An 11,578-nucleotide genomic window follows, 5' to 3' on the forward strand; every position below is an offset into this window, starting at 1 on the left:
GGTCCGTACGGACCCGCACGGCCGTCCCGCGACACGCCGGACCCGTTCGGGTGATCACAGGGCTGGTGACCGGGCCGCGCCGAGCGGACAATACGGGGCATGTCGCGACGCTCCCTGCTCACCGGTCCCGCCGGTCCCGCCGGTCCCGCGGCCGTCGCCGCTCCCGGCCGCCCGGACCGGGCCGCCCGGTACCGGCCACGGCTGGCCGCGCTGGCCGCCGGGGCGGTGCCGGTGTTCGCCTTCCCGGCGCCCGGGCTGGCCACGCTGGCGTGGGTCGCGCTCGTCCCCGGGCTGCTGCTGATGCAGCGGGCACCCGGGATGCGCGAGGCGGCGGTGCGGGGGTGGTGGTTCGGCGCCGGCTTCATCCTCACCGGCATGTACTGGCTGGTGCCGTCCGTCGGGCCCGCGCTTCCGCTGCTCGCCGTGCTGTTCGGCGCGCTCCAGGCCGGGGTCGGCGCGGCGGTGTGGGGGCTGCTGCACCCGCCGCCGACCACCCGGCGGGCGCTGCTCGCACCGGTGGTCGTCGCCGCGGTCTGGCTGACCACCGAGTACGCGCGGTCCTGGCACGCCCTCGGCGGGCCGTGGGCCCTGATCGGCGCCACCCAGTGGCAGCACCCGACCGTCCTCGCGCTGGCCTCGATCGGCGGGATCTGGCTGGTCAGCGCGGCCGTGGTCGCGGTCAACACCGCCGTCCTGGTGGTGCTGACCGCCGCCGAACGGCGGCCCCGGACGGTGGCCGCCCTCGTGGTGGCCGGACTGCTCGCCGCCGGGCCGCTGCTCTTCGCCCTGCGACCCGCGCCCGAACCGGCCGGGGCGGGCGGGGCCGGGGCGGGCGGGGCCGGTGGCGCGATCACCCTCGCCCTGGTCCAGCCCGGCATCGTCGACGAACCGCAGGCCCGCTTCGAGGCGGGTGTCCGCGCCACCGAGGCCCTCGGCGGACGGCCCGTCGACCTGGTCGTCTGGGGCGAGTCCAGCACCACCGCCGACCTCGACCGTGACCCGGCGGCGCTCGACCGGCTGCGCGGGCTGGCCGCCACGACCGGCGCCCGGGTGCTGGCCGGCGAGGACGCGCGCAAGGCCGACGGACGGATCTCCAAGGACGCGGTGCTGATCTCGCCGGACGGGATCGTCGACCGGTACCGCAAGATCCGGCTGGTGCCGTTCGGCGAGTACGTACCGCTGCGGCCGGTGCTCGGCTGGGTGGCCGGGGTCAGCCGGGCGGCCGGCGAGAACCGGGCCCCCGGCAGCGCCTTCCACCTCCTGCCGGCCGTCGACCGCGCGGGCGGCGCGCTGCCGGTCGGCGCGCTGATCTGCTTCGAGTCGGCGTTCCCCGACCTCTCCCGGACGGCCGCACGGGCGGGTGCACGGGTGCTCGTCTACCAGTCCTCGACCTCGACCTTCCAACGCACCTGGGCGCCCGAGCAGCACGTGTCGCTGGCCGCGATCCGGGCCGCCGAGACCGGCCGGCCGGCCGTCCAGGCCTCGCTCACGGGGGTGTCGGCCGCCTTCGACGCGCAGGGGCGCGAGCTCGCCCGGCTCGGCACGGACGGGACGGGCACGCTGGTCGTCCGGCTGCCGCTGACCGCGCCGTCCGCGCTCACCTGGTACGACCGGGTCGGGGACGTGGTGCCGCCGGCGGCCCTGCTGGTGACGGCGGGCGCCGCGGTCGGCGCCCTGCGCGGACGCGGTACGGGCCGGTCCGCGCAGGGCCGGCCGGCCCCGGCGGCGGACGGTCAGCCCTCGGAGCCCGCCAGGTAGATGCCGAACGCCGCGCCCTGCGGATCGCGCAGGACGGCGATCCGCGGGCCGTCCGGCACCGCGGTCGGGGCCATCAGCACGTCCGCGCCGAGGTTGCCCGCCCGGAACGCCGACACGTCCACGTCGGCGACCGCGAAGTACGGCAGCCAGTGCGGCGGCACCTGCGGGGGGAAGTTCTCGCCCATCACCAGCATGCCGCCGAAGTCGTCGCCGGCCAGGCCCCACTGGGTGTACTGCCCGGACGGGCCGACCGTCCAGCCGAACACCGCCGGGTAGAACGCCGCGGCGCCCTCCCGGTCCCGGGTGAGCAGCTCCACCCAGCCGAGCGCGCCGGGGGCGTTGAGCACCTCGGCGCCGACCAGGCGTCCCGCCTGCCAGAGCCCGAACACCGCACCGGACGGGTCCGCGACGATCGCGAACCGGCCGAAGTCGAGTGCGTCCATCGGTTGGACGACGACACTGCCGCCCGCCCCGGTGATCCGGGCGGCGGCGTCGTCGGCGTCGGCCACCAGGAACGAGACGGTCCACGCGGTGGGCTGCCCCTCGCCGTACAGCGGGGAGACGGAGGCGGCGATCGCGCGGTCCAGCCTCATGAAGGTGTACCCGCCGGCCTCGGGCCGCTCGTCCGTCTCGGGCCGCCAGCCGAACAGCTCGCCGTAGAACCGTTGGGCCGCCACGGGGTCGGTGCTGCCGTGCTCCACCCAGCACGGGCCGCCGACCGCTACCTCGTCGATCTTCATCCGCGTTCCTCAGGACTGTTCGGCGGTCCGGGCGGACCGGGGTGGATCGGTGGCCGGGGACGCCGCTCAGGCGACTTCGAGGACGAGCTTCCCGCGCGCGTGGCCCGACTCGACCAGGGCGAGCGCCTCGGCGGCGCGGGCCAGCGGGTAGCGGGCGCTGATCTGCGGGTCCAGCTCGCCTGCGGCCACCAGCCCGGCCAGCGCGGCGAGCGTCTCCGGCGTGGTGGAGCGGGTGACGAACCGGCCGCCGAGTTCGGCCGCGGCGGCCGGGTCGGAGGTGGCGACCAGCCGGGAACGGTCCGCCAGCGTGGTCGCGGCGGCCCGCACGTCGTCGCCGCCGACCAGGTCGAGGATCCCGTCGACCCCGTCCGGGGCCACCGCCCGGATCCGCTCGGCGACCCCGGCGCCGTACCGGACCTGCACCGCCCCCAGGGACTCCACGTAGCCGCGGTTGGCGTCGCTCGCCGTGCCGATGACGCGGATGCCCCGGCTGCGGGCGATCTGGGCGGCCGCGCTGCCCACACCGCCGGAGACACCGAGGATCAGCAGCGTCTGCCCGGCGCCCACCCCGACGTCCCGGACGGCGTCGTCGGCCGTCGCCGCCGCCACCGGCAGGGTGGCGGCCTGGTCGAAGCCGACCTTCGCCGGCTTCGGCGCGCTCATCCGCGCGAGCAGCAGCGTCTGGGCCGCGAACGCCCCGGCCGCCGCGATCCCGAACACCTCGTCGCCAGGCGTGAAGCCGGTCACCCCGGGCCCGACCCGCTCCACCACGCCCGCCGCCTCCTGGCCCATGACGGCCGGCAGCTCCCGGTCCCGGCCGAGCAGACCCCGGCGGACCTTCCAGTCCACGGGGTTCACCCCGGCCGCCCGCACCGCGATCCCGAGCTGTCCCGGTCCCGGCTCCAGCACGGGCCGGTCCAGGAACTCCTGCTTCTCCGGCCCGCCGTAGTCGACGAACCCGAACGCCTCGGCCATCCTCGATCCACTCCTCGCTCGCCGGCCCCCGGCCGCCTCGGTGCTTCCCCGCCCAGCATGCGGGCGGGGCGTCGGGCGGGCCGGTGGTGCTGGGCCGAACGGGCGGAGGGCCGGGCGGGCCGGCGGACGGGCGCGGACGGACGGCGCCCGCCGCCCGCTGCCCGGCGGGCACCGTCAGCCGTCGTCCGTCACCGCCCCGCGCGGGCCACCGGGACCCAGATCTCCGCCTCGGCCTGCCCCGCCTCCGCGGGGAAGCGGGTGCGGAGGATGTCCGGGCCGGGCCGCGACTCGTACGGGTTGGACGGGAACCACTGGGTGTAGACGTCCCGCCACATCTCCTGCAACGCCTGCGGGAACGTCCCGGTGTTGGAGAAGACGGCCCAGGTGCCGGCCGGGACCTCTCGGACGTCCAGGTCCTCCGGCACCTCGACCTCCGCGCCGGCCACCACCGCGTGGTAGTAGTCGAGTTCGACGCCCTCCTCCCGGCTGTCCGAGAAGAACTCGGTGACCGAGACGACGCCGTCCGGCTCCTGGTCCGAGAGGGCCGCGATCCGGTCGACGGTCTCCCGGCCGAGCCCCCTGATGAACGAGGCGATGGCCGGGTTGACCCCCACGTGGACCAGCGGGACCCGGGCCCGTCTGCCGACCACCCGGAACGCCGGCTTCTCCACGATGCGGTACCGCATGCTGCTGCTCCCTTCGATGACGAGCCGGAAGGACATCCGGGGCTGCGAGACGAGCACCGCACCGCCGCGCCGCGCCTCCCCCGGGCCGACCCCGTGCATCGCACGGAACGCCCGGGCGAACGCCTCGCCGGAGGTGTAGCCGTACCGGACCGCGACATCGAGCAACGTCCGCTCGCCGGAGAGCACTTCGGCCCCGGCGAGGGTGAGCCGCCGGCGCCGGAGGTACTCCGACAGCGGCATCCCGGCCAGCGCCGAGAACAGCCGCCGGAAGTGGTACTCCGACGTCGTCGCGATCCGCGCCAGCTCCGCCACCTCGACCGGCCCGTCGAGGTGTTCCTCGATGTACTCCATGGCCTGGTTCAGCCGTTCCAGCATCCGCGCCCCGTCCTTCCCTTACTGCGTTCCACCGTAGGCAGCGCCCGCGGGCCGCACCCGACATCCTGTGCCCGCTCCGGTCGGGTCGGCCGCCGCGTCACCGCGGCCCGGGAACGGCGACACGGCGACACGGCGACACGACGACGAACACCTCCCCGACCGGCCACGGGGACCGGTCGGGGAGGTGCGGGTACGGCTACGGCTACGCGTCAGATCAGGCCCTGCGCCAGCATCGCGTCCGCCACCAGCTCGAAGCCGGCGATGTTGGCACCCAGCACGTAGTCGCCGGGTCGGCCGTACGTCTCGGCCGTGGTGTGGCAGGAGTCGTGGATGTGCCGCATGATCCCGGCCAGCTGCTCCTCCGTCCGCGCGAAGGACCAGGAGTCGCGCGAGGCGTTCTGCTGCATCTCCAGCGCGCTGGTGGCGACCCCGCCCGCGTTGGCCGCCTTGCCCGGGCCGAAGGCCACCCCGGCGTCCTGGAACACCCGGACCGCCTCGGGCGTGGTCGGCATGTTGGCCCCCTCGGCGACCGCCCGCACCCCGTTGCGGACCAGCGCCAGCGCGTCCGCACCGGTCAGCTCGTTCTGCGTCGCGCACGGCAGTGCCACGTCCACCGGCACGCTCCACACACCGGTGCCCTCGGCGTACCGGACGTGGCTGCCGCGCAGCTCCGCGTACTCGGTGAGCCGGCCGCGGCGGACCTCCTTGACCTCCTTGAGCAGCGCGAGGTCGATGCCCTTCTCGTCCACCACGTAACCGGCGGAGTCCGAGACCGTGACCACCGTGGCCCCGAGCTGCTGGGCCTTCTCGACCGCGTACACGGCGACGTTCCCGGAGCCGGAGACCGCCACCCGCAGGCCGTCCAGGTCCTCGCCCCGGGCCCGCAGCATCTCGGCGGTGAACAGCACGCACCCGTAGCCGGTCGCCTCCGTGCGCGCCTGCGAACCGCCCCAGCCGATGCCCTTGCCGGTCAGCACGCCCGACTCGTAGCGGTTGGTGATCCGCTTGTACTGCCCGAACAGGTAGCCGATCTCCCGGCCGCCGACGCCGATGTCCCCGGCCGGGACGTCGGTGTGCTCGCCCAGGTGCCGGTACAGCTCGGTCATGAAGGACTGACAGAACCGCATGATCTCCGCGTCGGACCGCCCCTTGGGGTCGAAGTCCGAACCGCCCTTGCCGCCGCCGATGCCCAGCCCGGTGAGCGCGTTCTTGAAGATCTGCTCGAAGCCGAGGAACTTGACGATCCCGAGGTTGACCGACGGGTGGAACCGCAGCCCGCCCTTGTACGGCCCGAGCGCGCTGTTGAACTCCACCCGGAACCCGCGGTTGACGTGGATCCGCCCCTGGTCGTCCGTCCACGGCACCCGGAACATCAGCTGCCGCTCCGGCTCCACGATCCGCTCGACGATCCGGGCGTCGACCAGCTCGGGCCTCCGCTCCAGCACCGGTCCGAGGGTCTCGACCACCTCCCGCACCGCCTGGTGGAACTCCGGCTCTCCCGGGTTCCGCCGCAGCACCTCGGCGTAGAGCGACTCGATGACAGGGTTCCCGGCGTCATGCGACGCCACGGACACAGGGGTAGCCGGCATCTCTCAGGACCTTCCGTGGTCGACAGACAGGGCGCTCCCGCTCCGGGGAAGCGCCGGCGGTCCCCCTCGCCATTGAGGGCGTCACGGTGCGACACGCACCGGTGCGGCAAGCTCGGACCGCTCACACGGGGGTCAGTCTCCCACCGTCGGCCGCATTTGTCCGCCGCCTTCCGCATTCCGGGCAACCCGGTCGACCGGTCGCAGACGCACCGGAACCACACGAAGCACCGACCCGTCCGCCCCCACCGCCGCGACCGGGCCTTCGACCGGCGCCCGGGATTCCTCCGAAAGGAATTCACCCGACCCCGGGCCGGGGGCACCGTCACCAGCGCCGACGATGTCCCGCATCGGATTTCCACGGGCACGAACGAAATCGAGTCATATTCCGCACGCACACACAGCGAGAAATGGCCGCGCACATTTCTGGACATGTACCGCCACAGCCGCCCGTGCTGCGTGGACGAACACCTTCGAAGCGCGATCCCCCCGGTTCGGCCCGGTCTTTCCGATCCGGCGCGGTGCCACCGGGCACGTTCCGCGGCGCACCGGATCATTCCGCCGAGCCCCTACGGACAGGGCCGCACCCCCGATCCTCGTTCACGCATTTCCCCATTCGGCGACCAAAGGGTCCGAGGGTCCGCCACCGGCCCGGTACCGCACGGCACCGACCGGGAGAACGGCGCCACCGGAAAGGATTCCGCCCGAGACCGAGGAAGAACTCACGCCCCGGAGGAACCCTCCCCGCTCCCGGCGAGCGGGCACGCCGGCGGCCGTGCGGGCCGGCGTCGCCGGGCGGGGCCGGGCAGGGCCGGGCGGCCGGGAACAGGCGTGGTGGGAGCGGTGTTGCGAGGCTGCGTCGCCGTGCGCCGGAGTACGCGGGGCACCCGAACCATGTTGTTCAAATTGGAACTACCTAGTACGGTCGGGATCCGATCACCACTTCTGTCACGGAGGCCCCCCATGCCGCAGCACGCCCCGCCGCAGACCGGTGCCGCCACCGTGCGGTCCCGCGTCCGGATCCCGCTGACGTTCCCGGACGGGTACCGGGCCGACGCGGAGGTGTCCACCTTCCACGGGCTGGCGGACGGCGCGGAGCACCTCGCCCTGGCCCTCGGCGAGGTGCCGGCGGGCGGCACGCCGCTCGTGCGGCTGCACTCGGAGTGCCTCACCGGGGACGTGTTCGGCTCGGACCGCTGCGACTGCGGCCCGCAGTTGCGCGAGTCGGTGGAGCGGATCACGACGGCCGGCGGGTACCTGCTCTACCTGCGGCAGGAGGGCCGGGGCATCGGGCTGTACAACAAGCTCGACGCGTACGCCCTGCAGGATGCCGGCCTGGACACGTACGACGCCAACACCGCGCTCGGTCTGCCCGAGGACGGCCGCGACTACACCGCGGCCGCCCAGATGCTCGGCGCGCTGGGCGTCACCGGGATCGACCTGCTGAGCAACAACCCGGACAAGGCCGCCCAGCTGACCCGCCTGGGCGTCACGGTCCACGACCGGGTGCCCACCGGCGTCCACCTGTCCCCCTCCAACGTCCGCTACCTGCGGGCCAAGGTGGAGCGGACGGGACACTCGATCGAGCTCTCCCGCCTGGTGGGCTGAGGACCACGACGGGGCCGGGCAGCCGGGCGGGGTCGGGCCGCGCACAGTCGGCCGGCCGGGCAGGGCCGGGCCGCGCAGGACGGGACGTCCGCAGCTCGACGCCCGGAGCTGCGCCGGACGCCGCCTCAGGCGGGCGGGACCGGGCGGCCCTGCGGCTCCTCGACGATGCGGCGGGCGATCTCGGCGGGGCGGACCGGGCGGCCGAAGTGCCAGCCCTGCGCCCAGTCGCAGCCGATCCGGCGCAGCCGCTCGGCGTCCCGCCGGGTCTCCACGCCCTCGGCGGTGACGGTCAGCCCGAGGGCGTGCGCCATCGAGACCAGACCGCTGACGATCCGCCAGCCGGTCGACTCGTCCTTGGCCGGGTCGTGCAGGTCCCCGACGAAGGAGCCGGCGATCTTCAGGCCGGAGACGGGCAGGTCGCGCAGGTAGGCGAGGTTCGACCAGCCGGTGCCGAAGTCGTCGACGGCGAGCGAGACGCCGAGGCCGACCAGCCCGTGCAGGGTGCGCAGCGCCTCGTCCTCCGGGCCGACCACGGTGGACTCGGTGATCTCCAGCTGGAGCCGGGCCGGGTCGAGGCCGGTGGTGTCGAGGATCCGGCCGAGGTCGGTGACCAGGGCCGCGCTGCGGGCCTGGCGGACCGCCAGGTTGACGTTGAGCTGCGGGGCGGCGTCGCCGAACCGCTTGATCCATTCGGCCGCCTGGCCGCAGGCCTGCTCCAGCACCCAGCGGCCGAGCGGCATGATCAGCCCGGTCTCCTCGGCGGTGGTGACGAACTCGTCCGGGCCGAGCACGCCGAGCTGCGGGTGGCGCCAGCGGACCAGTGCCTCGACGGCGGCCAGCCGGCCGTCGGCCAGCGCGTACAGCGGCTGGTAGTCGATGAAGAACTCGCCCCGGTCGAGGGCCGCGGGCATCCGCACCGAGACCGCGTACCGGGAGACGGCGCGGGCGTTCTCCTTGGGGTCGAAGAGGGTCCAGCGGCCCCGGCCGGCCTCCTTGGCGCGGTAGAGGGTCAGGTCGGCGGCGCGGACGGCGGCGCCGGGGGTGGTGGTGGAGACCCTCCGCTCCAGCACGCCGACGCTGGCGCCGACGGCGAGCTTGTGGTCGCCGATCAGCACCGGCCCGGCGAGCGCCTTGAGCACGGTCTTGGCGGCGGCCACCGCCTCCTGCTCGCCGCGGCTGTTCTCCAGCAGGACGACGAACTCGTCCCCGCCGAGCCGGGCGACCAGGTGGCCGAGCGGGCTGAGGGCGGCCTTCAGCCGGGCCGCGACGGCGGCGAGCAGCTGGTCGCCGGTGTCGTGGCCGAGGCTGTCGTTGACCACCTTGAAGCCGTCGAGGTCGACGTAGCAGAGGCCGAACCGGGCGCCCGGGTCCGGGTCCTCGAAGAGCTTCTCCAGCCGTTCGAAGAAGGCGGCGCGGTTGGGCAGGCCGGTCAGCGGGTCGTGGGTGGCCTGGTGGCGCAGCCGCTCCTGGAGCCGGTAGCGGTCGGTGACGTCCTCCAGCATCGCCACCTGGTACTGCGGGACGCCGTCGTCGTCCCGGATCAGCGAGACGGTCAGGTGGGTCCAGACCACCTCGCCGTCCTGCCGGTAGTACGGCTTGTCGAACTGGAAGTACTCGCGCTTGCCGCTGATCAGGTCCTCGTACGCCTCCCAGACGCCCGGGGCGTCCTCGGGGTGGACGAGGTCGCCGACGCGGCGGCCGGTCATGTCCTCCGGGCCGGCGCCGAACAGCTCCTGGAGCGCCTTGTTGACGGCCAGGATGTTGCCGTCGGTGTCGCCGATGCCGATGCCGATCGCGGCGCTCTCGAACAGCGCCCGGAACCGGGCCTCGGAGGCCCGCAGGGCCCGTTCGGCCTCCTTGCGGGCCACGTCGGCGGCGGTGCGGATGGCCTCCTGCTCGCGCAGCGTGCGCTCGCGCAGGGCGGCGGCCCAGCCGGCCGCGAACGCACCGCTGAGGGCGGGTCCGCGGCCGTCGGGGGTCGGCTGCTGCTGGAGCAGTTCCACCGCCCGGGCCAGCACCACCGGGTCGATGAAGTGCGCCTCGACCAGGTGGGCCCCGGCCTCGGCGGCCAGCTGGGGCTCGAACGGCTCCTCCAGCTGGGCGCGGTGGAGCAGCGCGGCGGTCCGGGAGACGAGCCGGCCGACCAGGCCGGGATGGACCGCCGTGCCGTGGTCACCGGAGAGCAGGCGCGCCCAGTCCGCGTGGAACCGTTCGGCGCTGCTGCTCGGCTCCGGTGCTCCGATCACGGGCGGAACCCCACGCCTGCCACTCCGGTCATCCGCTCGGGGTTGCGGCCGACGGCCTCCGGCTGCTCGGGGCGCCACTGCGGCAGGTAGACCACGCCCGGCTCGACCAGGTCGAAGCCGGTGAACATGGTGGTGATCTGTTCGTGGGTGCGCATGGTGAGCGGAGTGGGCGTCATCTTGTACAGCCGCTGGTGGTCCTCGGCCTGGTCGGGCCGGCCTTCCAGGGAGGCGTGCGAGAGGACGAGGGCGCTGCCCGGCGGGAGGGCGTCGCGGATCACCTCGATCAGCTTCCAGGGGTTGTCCTGGTCCTCGACGAAGTGCATGACCGCGACCAGCAGGACGGCCACCGGTTCCCCCGCCGCCAGCAGGTCGGTCACCTCGGGGCGGGACATCAGGTCGTCGATGTCGCGGACGTCGGCCTGGACGGCCGAGCAGCCCTCGTCGCCCTCCAGGAGCAGGCGGCTGTGCGCGACGGCGACCGGGTCGCGGTCCACGTACACCACCTGGGCCTCGGGGCGGATCGCGCGGGCGATCTCGTGGACCGCGCCGAAGGTGGGGATGCCGGAACCGATGTCCAGGAAGCGGGTGATGCCGCGTTCGGCGGTGAACTGCACGGCGCGGCGCAGGAAGGCGCGGTTGGAGCGCATGATCTGCGGCAGCTCGGGCCAGAGGGCGATCGCCTTGCGGGCCATCTCCCGGTCGACCTCGAAGTTGTGCGAGCCTCCGAGGTAGTAGTCGTAGACCCGCGCGGCGTTCGGTTTGTCCAGGTCCGTGCCTTCCGGTACCCAGTTCGGTCGCCGCATCCTCGGAACTCCTTCGCTTCGTCTTCCGGTGGACCGGCCGCCTGGAGGGGCGGCTGTGACTGATGAGACTACAAGCACAAAAGATCCTCCTCCGCACGCCGAATGCGTGCAAGCGGAGTGCCGTGGTCCTCCCGGTCGAGTTCGCGCCGGACCCGCCGGACCCGGCGAACCTGCCGAACCCGGACCGGGCCGGGACCCGCCCGGACTAGAGTGCGCCCGTGGATCTCAACCACTACCGGTTCCGCGGGACGTGGCGCCTGGCCGCACCGCCGGGCGCCGTGTACGCGGCCCTGGAGGACGTACCGGGCTACCCCCGCTGGTGGCCCGACATCCGTGACGTCCGGCAGACCGGCCCGGACAGCGGGGAGGTGCTGGTCCGCGCCCTGCTCCCGTACCGGCTGGTGATCCGGCTCACGACGACCCGACGGGACCACGGGGCCGGCGTGCTGGAGGCCGCCATGGACGCCGACCTGATCGGCTGGTCGCGCTGGACGGTCACGGCGGACGGCGCCGGCGGCTCCGAGGTCCTCTTCGAGGAGGACGCCCGCCCGGCCAGTGCCCTGCTGCGCCGCCTCGCCGTCCCCGCCCACCTGCTGTTCCGGGCCAACCACGCCGTGATGATGCACCGCGGCCGGCGCGGCCTGGCCGCCCACCTCGGGGCCGGTCCGGCGGACGGGGCCTGACGGCGCGAGGCACGGCGGCCGAGGTCGGCGGACGGCCACGCACGGCGGCGGAACGACTGCCGAACGGCTGCTTCGGGGAGCCGCCGAAGGCCCGGCACCGGGCCTGATTCACCCTCTC

General features: G+C 74.4%; 9 protein-coding genes. 3 read left to right on the forward strand and 6 right to left on the reverse strand.

Annotation, left to right across the window (positions count from 1 at the left end):
- Positions 1-99: 99 nt before the first annotated feature.
- On the forward strand, positions 100-1,758 hold the full coding sequence (lnt, locus tag ACFWOG_RS00005) for an apolipoprotein N-acyltransferase (protein ID WP_380353215.1): 1,659 nt from the start codon (positions 100-102) through the stop codon (positions 1,756-1,758).
- Here lnt and ACFWOG_RS00010 read toward each other — a convergent pair.
- The 4 genes from ACFWOG_RS00010 to gdhA form a co-directional block, all read right to left on the reverse strand.
- Positions 1,734-2,498, reverse strand: coding sequence for a VOC family protein (locus ACFWOG_RS00010; protein WP_380353218.1), 765 nt, complete (start codon positions 2,496-2,498; stop codon positions 1,734-1,736). The genes lnt and ACFWOG_RS00010 overlap by 25 nt on opposite strands.
- 66 nt (positions 2,499-2,564) lie before the next feature.
- Positions 2,565-3,473, reverse strand: a complete 909-nt coding sequence (locus tag ACFWOG_RS00015; RefSeq protein WP_329948848.1) for an NADP-dependent oxidoreductase — start codon at positions 3,471-3,473, stop codon at positions 2,565-2,567.
- A 188-nt stretch (positions 3,474-3,661) separates the two neighbouring features.
- Positions 3,662-4,534 (reverse strand): GyrI-like domain-containing protein, encoded by an 873-nt coding sequence (locus ACFWOG_RS00020; RefSeq protein ID WP_380353221.1) that lies wholly within the window; start codon positions 4,532-4,534, stop codon positions 3,662-3,664.
- 209 nt (positions 4,535-4,743) lie between these two features.
- Positions 4,744-6,123, reverse strand: coding sequence for an NADP-specific glutamate dehydrogenase (gene gdhA, locus ACFWOG_RS00025; RefSeq protein WP_329880376.1), 1,380 nt, complete (start codon positions 6,121-6,123; stop codon positions 4,744-4,746).
- A 960-nt stretch (positions 6,124-7,083) separates the two neighbouring features.
- Here gdhA and ribA point away from each other — a divergent pair.
- Positions 7,084-7,728 (forward strand): GTP cyclohydrolase II, encoded by a 645-nt coding sequence (gene ribA / locus ACFWOG_RS00030; protein ID WP_380353224.1) that lies wholly within the window; start codon positions 7,084-7,086, stop codon positions 7,726-7,728.
- A gap of 125 nt (positions 7,729-7,853) precedes the next feature.
- Here the strand turns inward: ribA and ACFWOG_RS00035 are convergent, their stop codons facing one another.
- Entirely contained in the window at positions 7,854-9,974 is a 2,121-nt protein-coding gene (locus ACFWOG_RS00035; RefSeq protein WP_329880388.1) for an EAL domain-containing protein, read from the reverse strand.
- Positions 9,971-10,777 (reverse strand): SAM-dependent methyltransferase, encoded by an 807-nt coding sequence (locus ACFWOG_RS00040; protein ID WP_329880389.1) that lies wholly within the window; start codon positions 10,775-10,777, stop codon positions 9,971-9,973. Before ACFWOG_RS00040 ends, ACFWOG_RS00035 begins: the two co-directional genes overlap by 4 nt.
- A gap of 218 nt (positions 10,778-10,995) precedes the next feature.
- Between ACFWOG_RS00040 and ACFWOG_RS00045 the strand changes: the two genes are divergently transcribed.
- A complete protein-coding gene (locus ACFWOG_RS00045) occupies positions 10,996-11,460 on the forward strand; it encodes an SRPBCC family protein (RefSeq protein WP_329948854.1) in 465 nt (154 codons plus the stop codon).
- Positions 11,461-11,578 lie beyond the last annotated feature (118 nt).

The sequence above is a fragment of the Kitasatospora sp. NPDC058406 genome (assembly GCF_042722765.1).
In the GTDB taxonomy this organism is placed as follows: domain Bacteria; phylum Actinomycetota; class Actinomycetes; order Streptomycetales; family Streptomycetaceae; genus Kitasatospora.